The following is a 24,861-nucleotide window of genomic DNA, read 5'->3' on the forward strand; positions in this document are numbered from 1 at the left end:
GTATAGTGAAGGACGAAAAAATCTCAAAGTTTTTTATAAAAAGGGTTAACAAAACAACTCTTTTTTCTCCGTATAGTGAAACGATTATTTTTTCAAAAAACACTTATCAAAAAGCCTTTGAAATCTCCGTATGGTGAGAGGAACAAAAACAACGCCAACTGAAAGGAGGTGGTCAATATGAGAGTTAAAACAAAAATTTACAAGAAAGGAGCTGAAGAAAAATGCAAAAGATTACACTTTACACCGCCGGATGCATAGGCAACCCCAAGAACTGCATCTACCCCAATGAGGTAGTAGTTACATCATTGGATGATTTTCGCAAAGCCGTAAGCCACGACCATGTATTTGCAAAATACATGGACAACTACCGCAACGCAAGTAACTTTGTAAGTTCCGATTGTGTGGCAATGGAATGCGACAATGACCATACTGATAATCCTACCGATTGGGTTAAGCCTACCGATGTTGCTTCAAACTTTGTAGATGTGCCGTTCTATGTAAGCTACAGCAAAAGCCACAACAAAGTAAAAGCCTCACGCTCGGCTCGTCCTCGTTTCCATGTTGTTTTCCCGATTACAACCATAACCGAGGCAAAGCAATATGAAAATCTGAAAACGGAAGTCCTACAACGATTCCCATACTTCGACAAAAATGCTGTCGATATTGCAAGATTCTTCTTTGGTGTTGAAAACCCCGAAGTAGAGTTCTTTCCCGGAAACACATTGATATCTGAGTTTATTGAAAACGATGTGAATATCGACATCATTCCCGAAGGTAGTCGCAACAGTACGCTTTCAAGATTCGCAGGTCGCATTGTAAAAAGGTATGGCACAGGAGTGGATGCATATGAAAGGTTTATTTCTAAAGCAGAAAAGTGCGTACCGCCACTTGAAGAAGATGAACTTGCTGCCATATGGAAAAGTGCTGAAGGTTTTGCAGATAAGGTATCCTCCGAAGATGGGTATATACCGCCTGAAGTGTACAACTCTGATGTGTTATTGAAACCCGGAGATTTTTCCGATGTTGGACAAGCCGAGGTTCTTTCAAGAGAATACGCATCTGAACTCAGGTATTCACCTTCTACCGACTACATCCGCTACAACGGAATGTATTGGGAAGAATCAAAGTCCAAAGCACAAGCAGTGGCACAAGAACTGACATCCCGACAGTTAGAAGAAGCACAAGCGGAAATCACAAAGGCAAATAAGCTGATGACCAACACCGGGGCAACCGCACTCATCACGGGCGTAGGCAAAACAAAGGCACTCTCGCTTTTTAACAAGGAACAGAGTACCGCATACAACATGCTCTGCAATGCTCTTGCTTACCAAAATTATGTCATCAAACGCAGAGAGTCAAAATCCATATCCGCAACTTTGAAGGAAGCAAGACCGATGCTTGAAATCGGTCAGGATGAGTTGGACACACATGAATACCTGCTTAATACCCCAAGCGGCACCTATGACCTTCGTAAAGGTTTGAACGGACTCCGTGAACACAGAGCCGAAGATTTCATCACAAAGATAACCTCTGTATCACCCGGCACAGAAGTTTCGGAAGAGTGGATGTCAGCACTTGACACCTTCTTCTGCGGTGACAAGGAACTTATCAAGTATGTTCAGCTAATTGCCGGACTTGCCACTATCGGCAAAGTCAATCTTGAAGCATTGATAATTGCATACGGTGACGGAAAGAACGGTAAGTCAACATTTTGGAATGTCCTTTCAAGAATTCTCGGCACATATAGCGGAAACATATCTGCTGACACTCTCACAGTGGGATGTCGCAGAAATGTAAAGCCGGAGCTTGCAGAAGCAAGAGGAAAAAGACTTCTCATTGCTGCTGAATTGGAAGAAGGCACAAGACTCAGCACTTCAAATGTAAAACAATTCTGTTCCACCGATAAGATATTTGCCGAGAAAAAGTACAAAGATCCTTTCAGCTATACACCGACACACACTCTTGTTCTTTACACAAACCATCTGCCGAAGGTAGGTGCGAGTGATTCGGGAACATGGAGAAGGCTGATAGTCATTCCTTTTAATGCAACCATCAGCGGAAAATCCGACATCAAAAACTATGCCGATTATCTTTATGAACACGCAGGCGAAAGCATCCTTGCTTGGATGATAGAAGGTGCAAGAATGGTAATTGAGAAAAACTTTAAATTTGATACACCTCTTTGCGTACAGCAAGCCATCAGCAAATATATGCAAGACAATGATTGGCTTGGTCACTTCATAGAAGATTGCTGTGATATTGGTGAAAGCTACAAGGAAAAGTCAAGTGAACTTTATTCCGAATACCGCAGTTACTGCATTACTATGGGTGAGTTTGCAAGAAGTACAAGCGACTTTTATACAGCTCTTGAAATGCCGGATACAAAAAGCATCGCACAAAGGAATGCAGATACATCTTGGGACTTCGCATCAAAGACAGAGTTCTTCCTTGCGTCAGCGATTTCCGTGCTGCGTAATAAATTGGTGACAGCCTATGACAGTCATATATATAAAATTTTTATATAGTCAAAAAAACAAAAAGACATATAAAAAAGATATAGAAATGACCGTCAACGGTGTCACCCACACATATGAAAGAGGTGATGCCAATGATTGCATAAGCATGAGCATAGGAAATAACAATAAAAATCAATTAAAAACAGAAAGGAAACAATCATGAAACACTTTAATGTAAAAGGTATTATTACCGACAAATTCAAACTTCCCGTAGGCATCAAAGCATCCGACTTTGATAACGAAAAATACTCGGGACAGCAACTTCGTATTGCAGAGGATGGAGAGTATGTGCTTGTGTTAAAAAGCAAAAGATTGACACCTGCTCCTTGGGTAGTGCAGAAGGGCAACAGCAATGTGTTCTTTACCACATACAAGCAGGCTATTGACTACTGCGATATGCATGGTTATGTTGTTAAAAGAGGTAAAAGAAAATGAGAATCAAAGACCTCTGCGGACACATCGATTTCGACACCTTTTGGGTGATCGGAATATTCAAGGCAAAGAATAAGCCTTCGGCAATATTGCTTGCTCCCAAGGACAGCCGAAAGGACAAGTTCTTCAATCTTCAACTCGGAGAAAGAAGCCTATGGTACAACTCTCTTGAGAATATGCTTGCCGTATCATCCGAACTTGGATATACAAACACACTTCAGAATGTGCTCATGAAGCACAAATACAACAGACTTATTAAAAAACATTAATTGGAGGTAACACTTATGTTTAACGATTATCTTGTAAATTCCCCCGAATATGACAGAGACTTTTGGAATGCCGTAAGAGGTAATTCCAATGCAAAGAAAAACCTTGATGCAGGTAAACACAATATGACCGGGACATTCAAGCTTCCGGTGGTATCTATGAAGAAGTACAAGGCAGCACTTTTGGAAGAAAACCCTTTCAGATCTATTGCTACCATTATCAATGCACCCGGTACAGACCACACCATCAAAACCTACGATGCCGAGGATATTGCCACTTGGCTCGGAGAAAACACCCTTGAGTTTTACGATGGTGTAGACGATTTCAGAAGCATCTCGGTAGAAAACCACAGACTCGGAACTATCATCCGTATATCCGATGACTTCACCGCTGATGCAAAATTCGATATTGAAAAGTATCTCACAACCTCATTTGCAAAGCGTATCGGAAGAACTGAGGAAGATGCCTTTGTAAATGGTGATGGAGTTGACAAACCTACGGGTATTCTTACCACAGCTGAAGTTGGTGCAGAAACATCCAAGCTTACATATGAGGATGTGGTGAAACTCTACTTCTTTGTGGACAAGCAGTATCGTAAGAATGGTGTGTGGATGATGAATGATGAAACTGCACAGACACTCCGCACTCTCAAAGATGAAGGAGGCAACTACATTTGGAATCACACTAACGATACCATTATGGGTAAGCGTGTTATAATCTCAAATGCTATGCCTACAACAGGAAAGCCTATTGCTTTCGGCGACTTCAGTTACTATTGGATTGTGCAGAGATTACCGCTAACAGTAAGACCGCTTACCGAAAAGTATGCTCTTCATCAGCAAATAGGTTATCTTGGCTACGAACACCTTGACGGAAAACTCATCCGCTCGGATGCAATCAAAACGCTGAATATCACAGCATAAAACCACATTGGATGTATGCCTCATAACCAATGTTTGATTATGGGGTTAATACCCCCTTTGATTTCCGCTTTTTGTGTACGAAAGCCCACGCCCGTTGCTCAAAGAAATAGTCGTAGAGATTTTACCACCCCCACCCACTGAAGAGAGGAGTTATATATGGAAGAAAAAGTAGTTCATACCACCGAGAAGCAAATTGGTGACACAATATACATAGTAGAATCAGCATTCAGCAGTAATGCAAAAGAGACCGCATATGACAAGCTGAAACGCTTGATTTTAAGCGACACAAATAGTGTACAAATAAAGAAAGTATTTTAGTTCAAAATACATCTTGATATCTTCGCAGGTGTACGGTAATATGTAGTACCGCTTGAAGATTGTCAGAAAGGAGGTAAATATGAATATACAAACAAGACAGTCTTCAACTGCGAAGATAACAGATAAAATAACAGCCTTGTATTGCAGACTCTCAAGAGATGACGAACTGCAAGGCGACAGCAACTCCATCATTAACCAAAAGGCTATGCTGCAGAAGTATGCCGATGATAACGGCTTTGGTAACACTCAAGTTTTTGTGGACGATGGTTTCAGAGGTACAAACTTTGATCGCCCAGATTGGCAAAGGCTTATTGCACTTGCTGAAGATGGCAAGGTTGCAACCGTCATTGTAAAAGACATGAGCCGCCTTGGAAGAGACTACCTTAAGGTAGGTTACTACACGGAAGTTTTCTTCCCCGGTGTTGACATCCGCTTTATAGCAATCAACAATGGTGTCGACAGTGCCAATCAGCAGGACAGCGATTTCACACCATTCCTTAATATCATCAACGAGTGGTATGCCAAAGATACAAGTAAGAAAATCCGAGCCGTATTCAAGGCAAAGGGTGAAAGCGGAAAACCGCTGTGTACGAACCCACCTTATGGATATCTTAAAAGTCCTGAAGATAAACTTCAATGGGTAGTAGATGATGTTGCAGCGGATGTGGTAAGAAAAATCTTCCGATTGTGCATCGAGGGATATGGACCCACGCAGATAGCTAAGATACTTTCAAGTGAAAAGATACCTGTGCCAACAGCACATTTGCACAGCCTTGGCATTAACACTCCTGCGAGAGTGCCGGATGACATTTACGCTTGGCAGGCTCGTTCTGTGGCAGACATTTTGCAAAAGCCTGAATACCTCGGTCACACAGTAAACTTTAAGACTTATAAAAAGTCATACAAGAACAAGAAGAAAATGTGGAATGACCCTTCTAAATGGCAGATTTTTGAGAATACGCACGAAGCGATAATTGATGAAGAAACTTTCCGCATCGTGCAACGAATCCGTGATGGCAGAAGAAAGGTCACAAGGATGGAGAAATGCCAATTCTCTCAGGTATGTTGTTCTGTGCGGATTGTGGTAAGAAATTATATCAAGTCCGCTGCACAACAATGAAGCAAAAGGAATATATGGTTTGCTCTACATACCGAAAAATAAAAGGCGGATGCTCCTCACACCAAATACAGAACGAAACAATTGAGGCTTTACTCCTTGACGGAATACGTAGCATTACAGCATTTGCAAGGGAGCATGAAACAGAATTTGTAGAGCTTGTTACAAAGAAATGCCGAGCGGATGTAGACAAGACACTTCGAGATAGCAAACGAGAACTTGAGCAGGCACAGGCTCGTATAAAGAAACTCGATGAAATAATCCAAAGTCTTTATGAGGACAACCTTGAGGGCAAGGTTTCTGATGAGCGTTTCAGTAAAATGACCGCCAATTACGAAACCGAACAACAAACTCTTGAAAGCAGAGTTGTCGAACTTAAAGGTATAATGAATACGGAAAAAGAAAACTCTCTTAATGCTGATAGGTTCTTAAAACTTGTGAGAAAGCATACGGACATAAAAGAACTCACGGCTGAAATTCTCCGTGAGTTTGTTGAAAAGGTTTATGTGTATCAAAGTGAGCGTATTAACGGCAAAAAGTTACAACGCATTAAAATCATTTACAATTGCATAGGTGATTTCCAAACACCACCTACAGAACATGAAAAAACGGCATAGCCGCTATGATTACGACTATGCCGATTATTTCCGGGATTAAAAATCCCTAAGTGAAGACACCAAATAACGTGCGTTTTTCATTTATTCATCATCTTCATCAAATCAATTTTCAGTTAATGAAGCAATATCAAATTTTTCTTCCAATTTATTTTCAACAGGTTTTTGAACAATCTGTATTACTTCTTGATTAATATTATTTTCATGATTATTAGTTACTTGATCTGCTCGTTCTGCTAATAATTTTGAAGTTGGATTAACACCCGAAGCAATAATAAAAACTTGATAAAAATCTTCAGTTTCTTTAGTTTCTATATTTTGAATTCCTAAAATCAATGATTTAGTTTTATCATTTACATTAAAAATTTCGTTAACTTTATCTTTTGTTTTTTTAATGTCATCAAGAGATGAAGCATAATCGGTTTGAATAAATAAAATCATTTTTTCATAATTTTCGAGTTTGTTATCACTCAAAATATTTTCAAAAGCATTTTCTACTGATTTAGTTGCTCTTTCTTTACCACTAGCACGGCCTAAAGCAATGATTGCTTGGCCTGAATTAGAAAGGATTTGTTTTAAATCATTAAAGTCTATATTAATGTTTCCATTGTGATAAATAATGTCATGAATTGATTTAATTGAATTTTTTAAAGTTGTATTAGCTACTTTAAATGCATCTAAATAAGGTACATTTGAATATTGCTCTAAAAGTTTTTCATTTGACAAAACAATTAAAGCATCACACTTATCTTTTAATTCTAATAAACCTTTTTTTGCATTTTCATATCTTTTAAAACCTTCAATAGCTTCAAAAGGTGTGGTTACAATCACGATTGTTAAAATACCTTGATCTTTGGCCATTTCAGCAATAACAGGAGTGGCCCCTGTTCCGGTTCCACCACCAAGTCCAGCAGTAATTATTAAAATATTTGCGTCTTTAATTGCTTTTGAAATTTCTTCCATGCTGTCTTTAGCTGCTTTTTTTCCTACTAAAGGATCTCCACCAGCTCCAAAACCTTCAGTGCTTTTTCCTAACAAGATTTTATTTGGAAATTCACTTTTTTGAAGATCTTGATAATCAGTGTTAGCCGCTCAAAGTTCAACATTTGGGAAATTTTCTTCTAATAGTAATGAGATAGAATTATTACCGGCGCCGCCTACCCCTATTACTTTCATTTTAATTTCTTTGTGTTCCATAAATATCTGTCCCTTCAATAAATTAAGTTTTATGATCAGTAAAAATTAATTTATTTTAGTTGAGTTATTTGTTTGCAAAAACGCTTAAATTTAATGAAAAAGTTGTTATTTTTTCTTTCATTTTTAAAATCTGCTGTGTAATTTTTGATTGTATTTGTTTTATCAATATTCTGATTATAAATATTAATAACACCCATTTCAAGATTATTTAAACCTTTTAATAATGCAAGATTTTCATCAAAAGAATAAGTATTTTTTTCAAAATAATTTTCTTTTATTTTGCTAAAAAGTAAGCTTGTTTGATTTTTATTTATTAAATTATCTTTAATAAAAATTTTTTCTGATTTTGAAAATAAGATTTCATTTTCAAGTTGTTCATTAATTAAATCATAAATTTTGTCATACATTATTTCAATAAAAGATAAAGCATGTTGTTGATTAACATTTAAATTATCTCTTTCATTTTGAAATAACTCTAAATTATTTAAAACAGAATTTAAAAGTATTTTGCTTTGTTCAAAATTTAAATTAAACATTTTTGTAAATTTATCAAAAACATTTTCTCAATTTAAATTAATACTTTTGTGTAAATAAATTTTGTGATTGAAAAAAGCATCAATAGTAATTTTGCTTAGCGATAAATTAATTAATAAAGAATAATTATCACTTTTTTCTTGTGAAGCCAATAAAGCTTCATTTTCATAAAAGAAATTATCAAAAATTAAATTTTGTTTTTTAAATTCATTTATTAATTTTTGAATTCAAGAGTCATTATTGACTGCTAAAAGAGAATATCAAGAATTTAATTTATTGCCTTTACGATTTAAAGGAAAAGATAAATATTTTTTATCATTTTCTTCATCATTTTCTATGCTAAAAAGTAAGGTGTTTTGGTTTAGCAAAGTTACATTTTGATGTTGAGTCTTTAAATTAATTTCTTTTTTAATTTCATCATGAAGTTTTTTATCAACAATCTGTTTATTAAGATCAAATTGTTGATCGTAAAAAATGATTTTAATTTCATTATCCAATGAACTGTTTAAAAAACAATTAAAGTAAATTTGATTGTTTTTCTTTTTATTAACAATTTTCTTTACAAAATTTAAAGTTTTTTTTAATTTTTTATTTAGTAAATCGAAATTATCTTTGTTTAATAATTCCAATTTTTCTTCAAAAATTGAAACAATTTGGATTTGTGATTGTTCTACAAGGTCAAATTTAATTGTGTTAGTATCTAAAACACAATTAAAATAGTATGTTTTAGTTGCCACAATTAATTTTCCTTTCTCGATTTTCTATTGTATTTTAGTTAAAATTCTTAATTTTGCACTTCGTGATCGGTTGTTTTCACTTAGTTCATTTTTAGAAGGTTTAACAGTTTTTACAATATATTGTTTGTTTTCATTAATTGGCATTTTAGATGGTAATTTATCTTTAGTTAAATTACCAAAAAAGTGCTTCACTATTGAATCTTCCAAAGAATGGAAGCTTATAATAGCTAATGATGAATTAACTTTTAATAATTTGACTGCATCACTTAACATTTTTCTAATTGAATCAAACTCATTATTTACTTCAATTCTTATTGCTTGAAAAACAGGCTTTAAAAAATTTTTTTGACTAACAATTTTTGCAGGTAAATTATTTCTAATTACATCTGCTAATTCTAAAGTTGTATTTATAGGACGATTATTTACAATGGCCTTCGCAATTGGTTTAGCAAATTTTACCTCAGCGTATTCATAAATAATTTTAGTCAAATCAACTTCAGAATAATTATTAACTACATAATGAGCATCTAATTCTTGTTCATTGTTCATCCGCATGTCTAAACGCGCATTTTTGTTGTAAGAAAAACCTCGTTCTGCATTGTCAATTTGAGGTGATGAAATCCCTAAATCAGCAATAATTCCATCAACTTGGTGAATTCCCAATTTTGTTAATTCTTCAATAATATTTGCAAAGTCTGAATGAATTAATTGAAAATTCGGTGCAATTTTTTCTAAACGTTTTTTGCTTTCATTAATAGCAAAAGTGTCTTTGTCAAAAGCGATAAGTTGACCATCAGGAATTAATTTTAAAATTTCTGATGAATGCCCTCCCATTCCTAAAGTTAAATCTACATATATACCATTAGGTTTGATATTAAGGGCTAAAATAGTTTCTTTTAGTAAAACAGAATAGTGATTATTTTTCTGTTGCATCTTTTAATAAACTTTCCATTGCTTCTTGAATTTCATCATTACTTAAGTCTTGATTGTATTGATAATATTTTTCAGCAGATCAAATTTCTACTAAATCACCGAGTCCAACCAAAACAACATTTTTTTGGATAGCTGCTTTTTCTACTAATAATTTTGGAAAAGTGAAACGATTCAATGCGTCTAATTCAACTTCATAACTATTACCTAGTCAAAATCTTTTTAGTAGTCTTGCCTTTTGGTCATAATTACTTCTTTTAACTAAGTCATTAGTTAATTTAGCAAATTCTTCTTGAGAGCGCAATTCTAAAATTCCATTCATTCCAAGAGTGAGAAAAAATTTTGTACCTAATTGATTAATAAATTTTATTGGCACAATAATGCGGTTTTTACTGTCAAGATTTTTTTCATATAAACCAAACATCCACATTCCTCCACTATCCACCACTATTTTATATTTTATTAGCAATTTTTTGCAAAAAAAGTGCCAAAAAAATAAAAAAAATTATGTGAAAAACTGATTTCATTTTTCACATCTCAATTAGAAAAAAAGAAAAAGCTCATTTTTGATACTTTTTTATCAAAAATAAGCTATTTTTCTTGATTTAGTAAACCTGTAACTTTAGTTACGTCAGCGATTTTACCAATTAAAGTAATTAAGTCATATGGTTTTAATTCAGTATTACCATTAGGAAGAATTGATTCAGCATTTCTTTTGATTAAAACAATTGAAACTCCTCATTCGTTAAATTGAATATCCTTAATTTCTTTATTAACTAAATCTTCATTGGTAATTGTAGTTGTACCGATAACAAAACCATCAGCAACTTCTTGTAAATTTTTTGAATATTTAATGAAATTTGAATTAGTTGCAATTAAAGCAGTTCTAATTCCAGCTTCATATTCTGGTTGAATAATTACATTTACTCCAATTTGTTCTAAAACTCTAGCATGTCTTTTGCTAGTAGCGCGCGCAATAATATTTGAAACTTTTAACTCAAGCAAAGCAGCAACAATTTCAATATTGTCAGAAACAGCGACAATAACTGTATCCATTTCATGAACATTCAAAGCTCTTAATGATTTGATTTCCATTGCATCTGCAATTACAACTTTTTCTGCAATGTCAGCATAATTTTTCAAAATTTCTTCACTTTTATCTATTAATAAAAGAGAACAAGAAGTTTTAGCTAATTGGTTGATTACTGATCCACCAAAACGTCCTGCGCCAATTACACAAATATTTTCATTTTTTTTATTTTTTAAATGCATAGACCCTCTTTAATGACTAATTCTTATAAAACATTATAATATTTTATAATTAATAATAATTAATATTAAAATATTGAATATGAAAAATTGAAAGTTTATTCGAAAATGAAAAAACTCTCGCTTTTATTCTTTTTTTTCTTTTTTACATAACAAAAGAAAAAAAGGCTTAAAAGTTAGATTTGTTTTTATCATTTATCTTTTAATTGTCTTAGCAGGTTGATTGTTTCTTTCACTTCCTTTTAGTCAAACCGGCAATGAAAAAGTATCTATTTCAGATGCCTTTTTCACAGCCATTTCTGCTTTTAGCGACACTGGTTTAGTTACAAGTCCAACTTATTCAACTTGGACAATAACTGGACAAGCTATTATAGCGATTTTAATTTTTATAGGTGGTTTAGGTATTTTCGCCTTAAAAATTTTTATTATCAATTTTATTTTTTTACAAAGAAAAAGAACTTCTTTGACTGAACTGGAATTAGTGTCAACTGAACGTAGTAGCTCAAATAGCAGAATGATTAAAAAAGTAATTGTAGATTCAATTTTGTTTTTGTTAATCACTTTTGTACTTTTTTCATTTATTTTAAGTCTTTATTTCTATTTTGCTACCCCTTGAGCTGATAATTTAATCAATAAACAAGATATTGGAGATTATATTTCTCCTCAAGGTAATTGAGCTTTAAGTTTTAGGTATGGTTTTTTCCATAGTATTAGTGCCTTAAATAATGCCGGATTTGATATTATTGGCAAAAATTCTTTAAGTGCTTATTATGGAAATTACACACTACAAATTATTTTCTTAATATTATTTTTAATAGGTGGTTTAGGTTACCCAGTTATTCATGATATTAGCAATTATTTCAGACATAAATTGGCAAATAAACCACGAAAATATCATTGATCATTGTTTACTAAATTAAGCTTAAGCACCTATTTTATAGTTACTTGTTTAGGGTTTTTAACTATGTTAACTTTTGAAGGTTTACATAAAAATCCTAGTGGCTTTTGAAAAGTGGACGATCCTACTTTAGGCACATATGGGCAAAAATTATGAGCTTTATTGTTTTTAAGCTTTTCTTCACGGAGTGCAGGATTCGCCACTTTTAACTTAGCTAAATTATCTACACCTGCTTTATTTATGATTACAATGTTGATGTTTATAGGAGCAGCCCCTTCATCAACCGGAGGAGGAATTAGAACCACTACTTTTGGAATTTTAATTATTACATTATTTTCTAAAATTTTAGGGCATCCTCAACCAAGAGTATTTAAAAGAAGAATTAGTCAAAATTCAATCAATAACAGTTTTATGGTCTTTTTCATCAGTTTAGCTTTAGTAATTGCAATTGGTTTTGGAATTTCAACCTCATCTGTGGACTATTTTGGTGGAGGTAAAGTTCCTGCAGACACACCATATATGCATTATATTTTTGAAACAGCTTCAGCTTTTGGTACTTCTGGTTTAACTGTAGGTATAACTGATAATATGAATTTATTTTCAAAAATTATTATTTCAATTTTAATGTTCATTGGACAATTAGGCATTACAAGTACAATATTGATTTGAGGTAAAAAAAGAAATTATTCACGATATTATGAATATATTTCTGAAGACATTGTCACGGGATAAAAAAATGATCAAATATAAAGATTTTTCAAAACTTATATTTGATCTTTTTTTATTTTACTTTTTAAAAAGTCTAATTTTTCTTTCACTTTTTTGAATAATTCTCTTTAAATTGCTCCGATGACTAAATCAAACTAAAAAAGTGGCAAAAATAGTAATTATTCCCGAAACATACCAATAATTATTTAAGTTTATAAAACTGTTATTTAAAGTTAAATTATTAAAATAAAAACCTAAAATACCTTGTGTCATTCAAGGAATAAAAGTTAAGATTGCTACTAATAAAATGCTTAAAAGTGAAGCTAAAGAAACCATTCTGAAAATTAAAACTACGATAATAAAAATCAAAATTGCACTAAGGGCTAAAATTAAATTAATTGATAAAAATAGTCCAATTGTGCAAGCAACTCCCTTACCACCTTTAAATTGAAAATAAATAGGATAAATATGTCCTACAATAATGCCCAAAGCTAAAGCTTGCGGGCTAATAAAATAGGTAGTTGCAAAATTCTTAAAAAATTGATTAATTAAAATGCTTAAAATTAAAGTTGGTAAATAAACTTTTAATAAATCAATAAAAAAAACTGTAATTCCAAAAGCCTTACCATAAGTTCTAATTGAATTAGTAGCACCCGCATTAGCACTATGGTAGTTTCTAATATCATCTTTTTTAATTCATTTAGCTAATAAAATAGCTGTATTTAGAGAGCCAATTGTTAAGTATCCTACAAGAACTAAGGCAAAATTAAGTAAAAATGAATAAAAAATTGTCATTAGTTAAATTCTATTAACCTTTCATTTTCACGATAAAATCTACCTTCTTTAGCTTGTTTTTTACCGTTTAACATTGTTGCATCAGCAGAAAAAGAAGCATAAGGTTTAAAAATTGCTTGTCCGACACCATAATAATCAACAGGCGCATTATTTTCTTCAAAATGAGCAATTTTTTCAGCATTAAATCCTGATGAAACAACAATTTTAACTTCTTGAGAATGATTTTGGTCTAAAAATTCTCTAACTTTTTTTACTTGTTCAACATTTACCCCATAATATTTTGGCTCATCTGCTAAATCGTCAAACATATGATCTTTCATGTTTTTAGATGTATCTAATCTAATTCCTCATAAATTTGAACCTAAAACTTCTAAAACTTCTTTGGTTTGTGCTATGACATTGTTGTGATAATCAACTAAAGCAATAATTTTGTCATTAGGAAAAATTTGTTTATAAGCCAACATAGCTTTTGCAGTATTTCCATCAAAATTTTGAATTAAAGCGTGTGGAACTGAACCAAAAGGAGAAGCAATATCAATTACATTTTGCGCAGGAGTTGAAACTATTTCAATTCCTCCGATATGCACTGCTCTACCATCGAAAGGTTGCATTAAATAGTGATCCATTCTATCACCCATAAAAATTACTTTCTTGTTTTTGGCTGCATTTACGCAATTATAAGCATGTGTAGCAATTGAAGTTGCTCTTGATAAAATTCCATCAATTAAACCTTCAAATTTACCAAAATCTTGATAATGTCCTTCAAGTTCTAAAACTATTTCCATCGCTTTAATTTTGCTACCATCTGGTAAGTATTTAATTTTATATTTGCTAATGTCACTATTTTCTTTTAATAATTCAAGCACTTCTTGCATACCTGCTAAAATTGCAAATTCTTTTCTTTGAAAGAATTGCAATTTAATAATATTATTTGGATTAATTTGTTTAATTATTTCAGTGGTTTTTAAAAAGTAACTTGCAATATATTTGTCTAATTTGTTTTGCATATTTTCCTCTAAAAGCATCAATAAATTTTAACAAAAATTAAAGTAATTTTTGCAATTAAAATGTGCTTGTGATATTGTCAACGTCTTCTTCACTAATTGATTTTTTTTCTTGAATTTGACTTAAAGTTTCTTGATTTTTTAAAAGACTTTGAGTTAATTGCGTTTTCTTATCTTGAATATTTAAAAACGACTTAACTGTAACTAAAAAAGTAATAACTGTTGATAAAATTGACATTAAAACAAAATAAATCATTGTTTGATCAGCAAAAATGTTAAAACGAATTGAATATAGGTTTAAAACAATCATGCCAGCTGCAATTAAAATAGTCAAAATGTTTAAAAAAATGAACAAACCGTGTCTTCAACCATATTTAAATTTTAATTTTTTGATTTTCTTTGTTAAATCTTGAATAATTGGTTTACTTGCCATTTCTTTTTTCCTTTTCAATTTTAATTTCAGTTTCTAATTGAGCATATGAATCTTTACGATAACGATCATAATTAATAATATTTAAAATTCTTTTATAAAAAATGTATTGTCTATCAATGGTTGTATTATCAGCATAATACAATTGTTTGGCTTGAAATAATGCATATTCAAATTTTAATTTTCTTAATTGACTCATTTTAGTTTTATAACGATCATTAACTAAAAAAAATGACAGTAGACCAGTTGTTAAGGCAACAATTGAGTTAATGTAAGTTAAAGTAATAATATAGTTAGAATCTAAATTTAATCATGTAGTATAAGGATTTGTATTTGTAAAAAATTTAGAATTTCCCGCTAAAAATCAAGTTCCAATTACCCCAGTACTTAAAGTTGCTAAAAAAACAATAAAATTAAATAAATAGTAAATAAAACCAAGAATTCACACTAAATTAGTAGTATTTTTTACTAATCTTTTGTAATAAGCAATAATTTTTTCACTTTGCATTATTTAGCTCCTGATTCTAAAGAATTTTTAATTAAGTGTGTAATTACAATTTTTTGTTTTAAATTCACTTTATCCCATAAAATTTGACTTAATTGAGCTAATTCTTTTTCATCAATAATTTTATTATTGTATTTAACAACTAAATAGATTAAAGTATTTTTAACTTTTTTATACAGTGTCAGACGAGTATTTTCTTTATAAACAATTAAAAAAATGTTTAAAAAAAATGAAACAATAGTGCAAATAACAAAAGCTAAAATAATAAAGAAAACGCTACTTCTTTCACCACTTTGATTTAACTTAATTAATCTTGACAAAATATAGATGGCAATGCTAATGACGATTAAGTTTAAAAAAGTAATTGCTAAACCGATAATTCGATCAACAATATTGTAAATAATTAATTTTCGCTTGTCTTCTTTTATTTTCTTTTTTAAATTTTCAATAATAATATTCATATTAATATTTTATAATGGAACGTATGAAAAAACAATATAAAGCATATTTTATAGACTTGGATGGCACCTTTTTAGATTTGCCTTATGATGAAAAACAAGTTTCAGATTTTAATGTTTTAGTCGCACAAAAAATTAATGAGAAAAAGCCTTTAATTATTTCAACGGGAAGACCTAATTCACCCTTTGTAATGGATTTAGCCAAAAAAATAAATGCTCCTTATGTAATAGGACAAAATGGAGCAGTTATTGTTGATCAAAAGAATAATTTATTACGCTTAAGATTAATTGAAGACAAAATTGCCCAAGAATTAAAGAATTTTTTAGAAGAGCGTAGTTTATATTACACAATCAATGGTGATGAAGTAATATATGGAAAAAGTGTGCATAATTTCACTTTTGATCGCCCTTGAGCGCAAAAATTTGCTAAAAAAACCTATGCTGAAGCAAATATTCAAAGAGATATTACTAGATTTTTAACTTTTGGATTAGATATTGAATCAATTGCTAATTTAGCTAAAGAAATTGAAATTAAGTTTCCGATGTTGCGTACTCATACTGTATCTAAAGGTTATTCTTTGGAAATTACTAATAAAGAATCAACTAAAGGAATTGGTAATGAATTTATTTGTTCATTATTAAACTTAAAACCTGAAGAAACTTTACATTTGGGTGATAGCGGCAATGATATTAGTGTTAAAGAAAATAATTTCAATTTTTATGCAATGGCTAATGCTCCAGAAAATATTAAAAAAATGGCTGATGCTGTGATTAATAGTTATGAAAATAGTGGTTTAGGACTATTTTTAAATGATTTGGAAGACTTAAAATTAAAAATATAAGGCTAAATACCTTATATTTTTAATTTGTCTTTTTTCATAAATTTAATTGCTCGTCTAATTTTTGTGCAAAATATTGATGATTAATTGGAATAATTTCTTTACTTAAAGCTCAAGTTAAGATAAAAAAGTATGCGACTAATTTTTGATCATAATAAGCTTGTAAATCAATATTTCCATAACTAAATAATAATATTAATTCTTGTGCAAAATTCAAATCAGTTGCACAAGTAAATAAAGCTAAATCATAATATTTATTACCCATTGCTGCATATTCTCAATCTACGAATCAGAGTTTATTATTTTTATCTACTAAAATATTTGAAAAATATAAATCATTATGAATAGGGACTTTTGGTTCCTTATCATTGGTAAAAATTTTTTCTACGATTTTTCAAGCTTCTAAAATTAAATTAGTCATTCGATTAAATTGTTGAATTTGCTGCATAAAAGATTTTAACCGATCTAACATGAAATTATTTTGAAATTGACAATTTGAATTATGTAAAAGTTTTAAATTTTGACTAATAGTTTTTAGATTTGAAGGATTAAGATCCAATTTTTGATTTTCAATAAATTCTCATCAAACAAATTTTGTATCTTTTTTAATAAACTGAGGCACAAAATCAAATTGATTTAATTGTTCATAATTCACATTATGATTAAATCCATTTAGTATTTTTTCTTGACAAAATAAATTACCATCTTTATACGAAATATTAGTAAAACCTTTTTTGATAATTTCCATTTTTGCTCCTTAAATTGAACTTTGTTAATTTAATAATACTTTTTATTTAATAAGTTATTATGAAAAGTCAAAAATATTTTTTTCAATTTCCTATTTTTACCATATAATTAAGAAACTGTGGAACAGTACTCAAGAGGCTGAAGAGGCGGTCCTGCTAAGACTGTAGGGGAGGCAACTCCCGCGGAGGTTCAAATCCTCTCTGTTCCGCCATTTTTTTTATATCTTTTTTAAGTTTATTTATTTAAACTCTATAATTATTATTTATTTTAAATAATAAAAGAAAGGATGAAATGGATAATAATTTGGAACAGTTTAAGCAAAATGGTTTAACTGAAAAAGAAGTTGCAGCCAAATTAATAGAATTTGGTGAAAACACTCTAACCAAAAGTAAAAAAGTTAATCCAATTGTAGCTTTTTTTAGACAATTTATGGATCCGATGGTAATTCTACTTCTAATTGCAGCTGCAATTAGTCTTGGATTAGCAATTTACGAACACATTAAAAGTCATAAAAGTCAAACTGAATTAATAGTTTCTTATATTGAACCAGCCATTATTTTATTAGTTGTTTCATTAAATAGTATGCTTGGTGCTTATCAGGAAGTTAAAAGTGATCAAGCAGTACGCGCTTTGGCTAAATTAAATGAAACTAATGCAACAGTAAAAAGGGACGGAATAGTTAAAGTAATTCCGGCTAATTTATTAGTACCAGGAGATTTAATTATTTTAAATGCTGGAGATGTAATTAGTGCAGATTGTCGGATTATTGAAGCTTCAAATTTAGCTGTTGTTGAATCTTCATTAACTGGTGAGAGTTTAGCAGTGGAAAAAATTGCTAACTTTAATAAAGCAAAAGATTCAATTTTAGCTCAAAATAATCACTTATTATTTTCTGGCACTTATGTAACTAATGGGAAAGCCTTAGCAATAGTTGAATTTACTGGCAATAAAACTGAAATAGGTAAAATTAATGAAAGTTTACAGAATCAAAAGAAAAGTTCTACTCCATTACAAGATAAATTGAATCGTTTAGGAAAAGTATTTGGTATCGGTGGAATAGTATTACTTTTTGTTTCATTAATTATGCAAATTTTGCTCAATAATATTTATACAGGTGTATGAAATAATTGAGATATTTATACTTCAAGTTTAGTGACAGCTATTTCATTGGCAGTTGCTGCAATTCCAGAAGGTTTAATTACTTTCACCACTGTACTTTTAAGTATCGGTGTTAAAAAAATGACTAAAGACAAAGGATTAGTAAAAAATTTATTAGCCGTTGAAACTTTAGGTTCAGTTTCAATTATTTGTAGTGATAAAACAGGTACATTAACTGAAAATAAAATGACAGTTGTTGATGCTTTTTATAATAATTTATTATTATCAGAAGCTGAAAATAAATCAGAATTTAAACCTTTAGCTAAGTATCTAACTTTGGCTAATGATGCACATATTAATTTTGATATCAAAAGTGAAAGTTTCAATGAAGTGGGTGATCCAACTGAAACTGGTTTATTAAGATTTGCCTATGATTTGGGCATCTATAAAGACGATTTGTTAAAATCAATGCCTTTATTATCAACTTTAACTTTTGATAGCGACAGAAAAATGATGTCAGTTTTGGTTGATGCAGGTGATTACAATTTAATGATTACTAAAGGTGCACCTGATGTCATATTAAAACATTCAAAAGTTAATAATTTAGATGAAATCGAACAAATTAATAAAAATTTTGCAACTAAAACTTATCGTGTTTTAGCAGTAGGAATTAAAAAAGTTGCAAAAGAACAAAAAACCATAAATTTTGCCGACAAATCAAATTTAGATTTTGTTGGTTTAGTAGCAATGGTTGATCCACCAAGAAAAAATGTAGCTCAAAGTATTGAAAAAGCTAAATTAGCTGGGGTTAAAACAGTAATGATTACTGGTGATCACTTAGACACTGCAAAAGCTATTGCTTCAAATTTAGGAATTTATAATGAAAATGATTTAGCTATTACAGGTTTAGAATTAAGCCAAATGTCTGATCAAGAATTGAAAGAAAAAGTTAAATTAATTAGTGTTTATGCTCGCGTAAATCCTACTGATAAATTAAGAATCGTTAAAGCATGACAAAGTCATAATAAAGTTGTTGCTATGACTGGTGATGGAGTAAATGATGCTCCTGCTTTAAAAGCAAGTGATATCGGTTGTGCGATGGGAATTACTGGAACTGATGTTTCAAAACAAGCTGCTGATTTGATTTTAGTTGACGACAATTTTAACACTATTGTTAATTCTATTGAAAACGGTAGATTAATTTTCGACAAAATTAAAGTAGTCATTTTGAATTTATTAGTTAGTTCACTAACTGAAATTTTAGTAATGTTAATTGGAATGGTTGCTTTCTTCTTCGCTTATAAAAACCATTTTCAAACTGAATTTTATATTTTTGGTGCTAGTCAATTATTATGAATTAATTTATTAACTCACGGTATTCCTGCAATTGCTTTAGGTTTAGTTGACGGTGGTAAAAATGTTATGAATAGGCCACCATATGATAAAAAAGAAAGTTTATTTGCTCGCGGAATGGGTTGAAACTTGATATTTCAGTCAGTAGTTTTATCAACCTTAACTTTAATTGCTTATGTTTTGGGTGCAGAATTTGCTATTCAAAATAATTTAAGTGTTTTAGTAACTGCAAGTACAACCGCTTTTATAACTATGGGAGTGGCTGCTTCACTAAATAGTATTAATTTAATGTCTGATAAATCAATTTTTATTTCTTCACTTAAAAAATATTGATTAGTTTGATTAGCTGCTTTATCATCAACATTCCTTACTCTTTTCGTTGTTTTAGTCCCTGATATTTCTTTAGTTTTCAGAATGTCTGGCAATTTATATCAAAATTCATATTTATTATGAATGCCAATTCTTTTAGGCTTAGGTTTAACTTTGGCTAATGAGTTGTGAAAACTAATTAAACTAACTATGAAAGTTTATCAAAGTCAAAAAGCTTAAAAAATATTAAACACTTCGCATCAGAGGTGTTTTTTATTAACTTTTATGATAATTAAGTTCATATTTTAATTTTGTTTATTTATAATTTTTTTATGCATTCAAATTCAGAAATTGAACTATGTAATGAAATTGAAACAAGACAGGCAAAAAACTTTGAATTATTATTAGAATTTGATCAAATTTGCAAAGCAAATAACTTATTTTATACATTAGCTTATGGAACTGCTTTGGGAGCTATTCGTGATCAAAATTTAATTCCTTGAGATTGTGATATTGATGTAATTATTGATTTAAAAACATATGAATTTTTGAAAAAACATTATGCAAATCGAATTTTAGATAATCAATATTCTCATCATTGTTATCAATTTCCACGCTTCATTTTTCCAAATGATGTGGATGAAAAAAATGAAAAACCAATATTCATAGATATGTTTATTTTAATTCCTACCACAATAAAAAAAGTAAAAAAATATATTAATTCATTTAAAAATAAAGCTGATGCAACTAAAGGCTATTTCAATCGTAATATATTTTTTATTCAACCCAAATTAATGAAATTTGTGCAAAAATTATTGAATTTTTTCTTATTTAAAAACAAAACATTAACTATTGACAGTTCAATAAATCAATTATTAGAATCAAATTGAAACAAAAACGACCCAGACAGTTTATATGTTTTAACTATTTGACCAAGTAATTTTAAAAAAATCAAAAATCAACATTTGTTGAAAAATAAATATGTTTTAAACGGTTTGACAACAGTTTATATAAATAATCATCAATTTAGTTTTTTTAAAGATCAAGAAGCTATTATGGAACAATGATATGGTCCAAATTGAAAAATTCCAATTCAAGAAAAAAACCGATATTTTTATGGCTATTATGAAAAAGGAAAGAAAAAAGCAGACTAGATTAATCTGCTTTTTTTGAATTTATTAAGACAAAATATCTCATGGTTCAATGAAAATTGGCTCTTGTTTTAAGGCTTCAAGTACATCTGGATTTACATATTTAGGATTAACAATAGCGGCAAAAACATATTCATCAAATCATTCATCAGACATTGAAAAATAGCCTTTATTTCCTTTTTGATCTCCTCAAGAGTTTTCAATTTCTCATTTAATTGGTTTCCCACTTATATCTAAATCTACTCCTACTAAAGTCATTGCATGAGTTGGAGAAGTAATTCGATAATTTAATCGATCAGCTTTTGATAAATCATTAAAAGGTCTTAAAGTTTGATCGATTAAGTATAAATTTGTATCCATTATTCCAGTTTGTACATCACTAAATTTTGAAACATCGCAATCAAATCAAACTGGTTCATTATTTTCTAATGATTTTATAATAGCTTGTTTAATCTCTTGAATATTAGTATTAATTGAACTTAAAGTTTTTTCCTCAATAACTGATTTAAAGTATTTTGACACCAATAAACGATTTTTTGGATATTTATTTCTTGGATCATCCAATAAATTAACATAATTTATAAACTGATTATCTGTATATTTATTTAAAAATGTTAATGGATCTAAGTTTTCAATTAAGTGAAATTTTTTATCTTTATCGCGGTACTCTAAAGTGAAATTTTGAGGAGGCAAACCAAAAACTTTAGCATTAATTTCAAATAATCTATCTAAAGCAAGTTGCTTAAATTCTTCTGCTTGAATCATTTTATTTTCAAGCACTAATTTTTTTAATTTCTTAATTGTACTTACGATATGCACCATGATAACATCGTTGTAAACTGTTGTATTTTCAGAATTAAAAGTTTCAGGCATTGTTTGTTTTGGCACAATACCATATTTTTTAATTAAACCTTGGGCTCATTCTCAAAAACCACCATCAGAAAGAGAAGATTCAACTAACATTTGAAATAATCTATCATCAAAGTCTAAATTGGGATTGGCGATAATATTTTCAAATAAATTGTTAGCTTTTTCCATTTTGTCTCAGAAAAGCAAATAGTTTTGTGATAATTCAAAATTATCAATATTTAATTTTTCAGCTACTTGCACCTTTAAAATATTTAAAGCAGAAAAAATTCAACAACGACCTGAATTTTTTTGATTAGTCATTCCTACTTTTTTGCTCTCAAGTGAGAATTCAAAATTATGTTTTCTTAACATATCATTATTAAAAGTTGCATTTTTAATTCCATTTTTAGTAATGGCACTTTCAATTATTTTATTTTGATTATTATTTTGATATTTTTGATAAAACTTTTTTATCATTTCAGTACTTATTTTCATATTTCTCCTTATTTATAAGCTTTTTGGGAATAATTTCGTTCCAAATTCTAAACCATAAACATCAATTAATCTTTGTCTATATGACTGAATTTGATGTGGATATTTATTTTTATCTGTCCCGTCAATTAAATTGTATTTTTCGACTATTTTATATTTGTTTGTATTATAGCCTGCAGGTCATTTCATTACCACATTTTGACTAAATAATATATATAACGCCGAATTTAATGTAACTAATTTATTATTTTCTCTGAAATTTTTACTTCCTTTATTACCAAATAATAGGCCAATTGGTAAGCCTTGTTCATTAATTAATAATGATCCACTTGCTCCGCCTCTAACTTCAGTATTTTGATAAGTTGCATAATAAATTCCGTAATTTTTTAAACTAATTCCATCGAAATTAATTTCTTTTTCTTTACCAAAAGTTATGCCATGCCAACTATTTATATCTTCTCAATGATTATTATTTCAATTTAAATTAGCATAGTTTTCTTTTGAAATGTTTGAAATAAATTCATGTCTTGGAACTTCAGTATTAAACGGATATCCATAGAAAAAGACTTTGGTTGGTTCGTTAGTATAGTAATAAATATCTTTAAAATTTTGAATATAACTATTAATATTGTAAATTTCATTAATAGTGTTTATAGAATTCAATTCATTAGTATTGTTTTTATAACCAATTAAATTATTCATTACTCAATTCACTGAACCATAATCTAAATTAGCATATGAATATTGATTATTAGACATTGTTCACTGATTTGTATTATTAGTGTAAATTTCATATGATTTATTAAAGCTTGGTAGCATTGTGTTTTCAATAAAATCAGCTAATTTACCTGCATTGCCTCTAAAAAGTGGAATAGCGTTGTAAGTTGGGCTATTGCGTAATCTATCTAAATCAACATCTCATTCAATTACTGCAAAATCAGCATAATGTTTAACATTTTGAAACTCTTCAGTTAAAGCACTTTTATTCATAAAATCAACGGCTTCGAAAAATACTTTAGGCTTATTTATAGCATTTTTATCAAAAGCAGCATATTGCATTTCATAACTATTTAAATCATTGAAATTTTTTTTATAACCAAAAACAAATGTATCAATATCATGATTTTGACTTAATTTTGAACTTTGCAAATAAAGTGGATAGTCATCAGCAAAGACTAAATCTTGAACTACATGATAATTGGTAGCAAAAAAGAGTTTATATTTCTTATCTTTTTCAGTTCCTAATTTTGCATAATCTAATAATCACATTGTTCCGGTAGTTAAACTTTTATTATTTTCTTCATTAGTAAATAAATATGAAAAACTCAAGGAACGATTGTAAATAGTTTTTAAATATTGATTATTATTTTGTCAATTTAAATTAAAGTTACTATTTTGATTTTCAAATTTAATTAAATTAGGATGGCTTTCATAAAAATCGTTAATTTGGTTTGCATTTAAAATTTGATTAGCAGAATAAATTTTAAAATTTGAAATATTTCTTTGAACAATATTGGAAACTAAATTTGAATCATATTTGCTTTTTAACCTGAAAGAAATTGTTAAATCTGTATCATTTTTTGTTAAATTTAATACTTCAAATATGTATCTATTAGTATCTAAATTTTGAACTATTTTATATTGATTAAAGGTTGATAAATCTACATCTTGTAAATAAATTTGATTTTTATTTCTCATATCTAAATTTATTTTTAGACCAGCTTGATCAATTTCTTTTTTAGTAGCTAAAAAAGGGTTTTTAAAATTATTTAATCTAAAAGTTTTAATTTTGCTATTTAAATTATTGATTTTTGAATTAATTCAATAGTCAAAACTAATTGAATGATTATCTGGATAAGTTAAATTTTGTATTTCAATTTCGTAAATTTCATTATTAAAATTTTGAATTTCTAAATATGAATTTAAATTATTTAAATTTATTGTTTGATTAACAATTTCACTGTGATTAGGAATTGAAATAGATATATTATCAACAACAGAATTAAGAATTTTCTTTTCTTTGACTATAGTAAGAAAATTATCAATAGTTATTGTTTTTAAATTTGAAAGTAAGTTTTTACTACTTAAATAAAAATTGATTTTTAAAGCTCCTAAATTGTCATCAGCTTCAAAATTTAATCCCACTATTTGATATTTTTCTGCATCATAATTGCTAAAAACAATCTGATCTTTATGAACGTTTGAAGGCAAAAGATCTTTATTTGCTATTGTGATTTGAATATTATTTCAAGTCTCTTGTAATTCATTTTTTTCTTGATCAACAAGATCGAATTGACAATTTGTGGCAATCAATGGTAGTGAGAAAGTGCCTAATGATAATAAATGCCATCTTTTTTTCATTTTATTCCTT

The 24,861-nt window shown here is 29.5% G+C and carries 23 protein-coding genes and 1 tRNA gene; 11 read left to right on the forward strand and 13 right to left on the reverse strand.

Features of this window, described 5'->3' with window-relative positions:
• Positions 1–221: 221 nt before the first annotated feature.
• The 6 genes from Q346_RS03745 (at position 222) to Q346_RS04215 (ending at position 6,190) form a co-directional block, all read left to right on the forward strand.
• Positions 222–2,525 carry a phage/plasmid primase, P4 family gene (locus Q346_RS03745; RefSeq protein WP_155946921.1) on the forward strand — a complete coding sequence of 768 codons (2,304 nt, stop codon included), beginning with the start codon at positions 222–224 and terminating at the stop codon, positions 2,523–2,525.
• A gap of 422 nt (positions 2,526–2,947) precedes the next feature.
• Positions 2,948–3,217 carry a hypothetical protein gene (locus Q346_RS04135; RefSeq protein ID WP_155946922.1) on the forward strand — a complete coding sequence of 90 codons (270 nt, stop codon included), beginning with the start codon at positions 2,948–2,950 and terminating at the stop codon, positions 3,215–3,217.
• Positions 3,218–3,232: 15 nt separating this feature from the next.
• The gene (locus Q346_RS0100740; RefSeq protein WP_027332633.1) at positions 3,233–4,138 is read left to right on the forward strand and encodes a phage major capsid protein; all 906 of its coding nucleotides are present in this window, start codon (positions 3,233–3,235) and stop codon (positions 4,136–4,138) included.
• 156 nt (positions 4,139–4,294) lie between these two features.
• Complete coding sequence (locus Q346_RS04185) at positions 4,295–4,456, forward strand: transposon-encoded TnpW family protein (RefSeq protein WP_162148275.1); 162 nt, start codon at positions 4,295–4,297, stop codon at positions 4,454–4,456.
• 79 nt (positions 4,457–4,535) lie between these two features.
• A complete protein-coding gene (locus tag Q346_RS03750) occupies positions 4,536–5,618 on the forward strand; it encodes a recombinase family protein (RefSeq protein ID WP_027332634.1) in 1,083 nt (360 codons plus the stop codon).
• Positions 5,519–6,190 (forward strand): DUF4368 domain-containing protein, encoded by a 672-nt coding sequence (locus Q346_RS04215; RefSeq protein ID WP_244874343.1) that lies wholly within the window; start codon positions 5,519–5,521, stop codon positions 6,188–6,190. Before Q346_RS03750 ends, Q346_RS04215 begins: the two co-directional genes overlap by 100 nt.
• Before the next feature lie 81 nt (positions 6,191–6,271).
• Here Q346_RS04215 and ftsZ read toward each other — a convergent pair whose 3' ends face one another.
• The 5 genes from ftsZ to Q346_RS0100780 all read right to left on the reverse strand — a co-directional run bounded on the left by ftsZ (position 6,272) and on the right by Q346_RS0100780 (position 10,851).
• Complete coding sequence (gene ftsZ, locus Q346_RS0100760; protein WP_036437824.1) at positions 6,272–7,384, reverse strand: cell division protein FtsZ; 1,113 nt, start codon at positions 7,382–7,384, stop codon at positions 6,272–6,274.
• A gap of 50 nt (positions 7,385–7,434) precedes the next feature.
• Complete coding sequence (locus Q346_RS0100765) at positions 7,435–8,655, reverse strand: MAG3720 family protein (protein ID WP_027332637.1); 1,221 nt, start codon at positions 8,653–8,655, stop codon at positions 7,435–7,437.
• A 24-nt stretch (positions 8,656–8,679) separates the two neighbouring features.
• Positions 8,680–9,588, reverse strand: a complete 909-nt coding sequence (rsmH, locus tag Q346_RS0100770) for a 16S rRNA (cytosine(1402)-N(4))-methyltransferase RsmH (protein WP_027332638.1) — start codon at positions 9,586–9,588, stop codon at positions 8,680–8,682.
• Entirely contained in the window at positions 9,572–10,009 is a 438-nt protein-coding gene (locus Q346_RS0100775; protein ID WP_036437827.1) for a division/cell wall cluster transcriptional repressor MraZ, read from the reverse strand. The genes rsmH and Q346_RS0100775 overlap by 17 nt, the downstream gene beginning before the upstream one ends.
• Before the next feature lie 167 nt (positions 10,010–10,176).
• Entirely contained in the window at positions 10,177–10,851 is a 675-nt protein-coding gene (locus Q346_RS0100780) for a potassium channel family protein (RefSeq protein WP_153019323.1), read from the reverse strand.
• Positions 10,852–10,936: 85 nt separating this feature from the next.
• Between Q346_RS0100780 and Q346_RS0100785 the strand changes: the two genes are divergently transcribed.
• Positions 10,937–12,484, forward strand: coding sequence for a TrkH family potassium uptake protein (locus tag Q346_RS0100785; protein ID WP_027332641.1), 1,548 nt, complete (start codon positions 10,937–10,939; stop codon positions 12,482–12,484).
• Positions 12,485–12,538: 54 nt separating this feature from the next.
• Here the strand turns inward: Q346_RS0100785 and plsY are convergent, their stop codons facing one another.
• From plsY to Q346_RS0100810, 5 genes are read right to left on the reverse strand one after another with little or no spacing between them, the layout of a single operon-like run.
• Positions 12,539–13,255, reverse strand: a complete 717-nt coding sequence (gene plsY, locus Q346_RS0100790) for a glycerol-3-phosphate 1-O-acyltransferase PlsY (protein WP_027332642.1) — start codon at positions 13,253–13,255, stop codon at positions 12,539–12,541.
• Positions 13,255–14,262, reverse strand: coding sequence for a nicotinate phosphoribosyltransferase (locus Q346_RS0100795; protein ID WP_027332643.1), 1,008 nt, complete (start codon positions 14,260–14,262; stop codon positions 13,255–13,257). Before Q346_RS0100795 ends, plsY begins: the two co-directional genes overlap by 1 nt.
• A 55-nt stretch (positions 14,263–14,317) precedes the next feature.
• Complete coding sequence (locus Q346_RS0100800; protein ID WP_036437830.1) at positions 14,318–14,692, reverse strand: hypothetical protein; 375 nt, start codon at positions 14,690–14,692, stop codon at positions 14,318–14,320.
• On the reverse strand, positions 14,682–15,197 hold the full coding sequence (locus Q346_RS0100805; RefSeq protein ID WP_027332645.1) for a hypothetical protein: 516 nt from the start codon (positions 15,195–15,197) through the stop codon (positions 14,682–14,684). Before Q346_RS0100805 ends, Q346_RS0100800 begins: the two co-directional genes overlap by 11 nt.
• Positions 15,197–15,655 carry a hypothetical protein gene (locus Q346_RS0100810; RefSeq protein ID WP_027332646.1) on the reverse strand — a complete coding sequence of 153 codons (459 nt, stop codon included), beginning with the start codon at positions 15,653–15,655 and terminating at the stop codon, positions 15,197–15,199. Before Q346_RS0100810 ends, Q346_RS0100805 begins: the two co-directional genes overlap by 1 nt.
• 23 nt (positions 15,656–15,678) lie before the next feature.
• Here Q346_RS0100810 and Q346_RS0100815 point away from each other — a divergent pair, with 23 nt between their 5' ends.
• On the forward strand, positions 15,679–16,494 hold the full coding sequence (locus Q346_RS0100815) for an HAD-IIB family hydrolase (RefSeq protein WP_027332647.1): 816 nt from the start codon (positions 15,679–15,681) through the stop codon (positions 16,492–16,494).
• Positions 16,495–16,513: 19 nt separating this feature from the next.
• On the opposite strand, the gene Q346_RS0100820 is transcribed toward Q346_RS0100815, so the two are convergent.
• On the reverse strand, positions 16,514–17,239 hold the full coding sequence (locus tag Q346_RS0100820) for a phosphotransferase (RefSeq protein WP_027332648.1): 726 nt from the start codon (positions 17,237–17,239) through the stop codon (positions 16,514–16,516).
• Positions 17,240–17,358: 119 nt separating this feature from the next.
• Here Q346_RS0100820 and Q346_RS0100825 point away from each other — a divergent pair.
• The 3 genes from Q346_RS0100825 to mf1 all read left to right on the forward strand — a co-directional run bounded on the left by Q346_RS0100825 (position 17,359) and on the right by mf1 (position 21,152).
• A tRNA-Ser gene (locus Q346_RS0100825) sits at positions 17,359–17,449 on the forward strand.
• An 80-nt stretch (positions 17,450–17,529) separates the two neighbouring features.
• Positions 17,530–20,238, forward strand: coding sequence for a cation-translocating P-type ATPase (locus Q346_RS0100830; RefSeq protein WP_027332649.1), 2,709 nt, complete (start codon positions 17,530–17,532; stop codon positions 20,236–20,238).
• 92 nt (positions 20,239–20,330) lie between these two features.
• On the forward strand, positions 20,331–21,152 hold the full coding sequence (gene mf1, locus Q346_RS03755) for a diacylglycerol cholinephosphotransferase Mf1 (protein WP_051521779.1): 822 nt from the start codon (positions 20,331–20,333) through the stop codon (positions 21,150–21,152).
• A 24-nt stretch (positions 21,153–21,176) separates the two neighbouring features.
• Here mf1 and Q346_RS0100840 read toward each other — a convergent pair whose 3' ends face one another.
• On the reverse strand, positions 21,177–22,493 hold the full coding sequence (locus tag Q346_RS0100840; protein ID WP_027332650.1) for a C1 family peptidase: 1,317 nt from the start codon (positions 22,491–22,493) through the stop codon (positions 21,177–21,179).
• A gap of 12 nt (positions 22,494–22,505) precedes the next feature.
• Positions 22,506–24,851 (reverse strand): MIP family Ig-specific serine endopeptidase, encoded by a 2,346-nt coding sequence (locus tag Q346_RS0100845; RefSeq protein ID WP_027332651.1) that lies wholly within the window; start codon positions 24,849–24,851, stop codon positions 22,506–22,508.
• Between the last annotated feature and the right edge of the window lie 10 nt (positions 24,852–24,861).

The sequence above is a fragment of the Mycoplasmopsis gallinarum DSM 19816 genome (genome assembly GCF_000621085.1).
In the GTDB taxonomy this organism is placed as follows: Bacteria; Bacillota_I; Bacilli_A; order Mycoplasmatales; family Metamycoplasmataceae; genus Mycoplasmopsis; species Mycoplasmopsis gallinarum.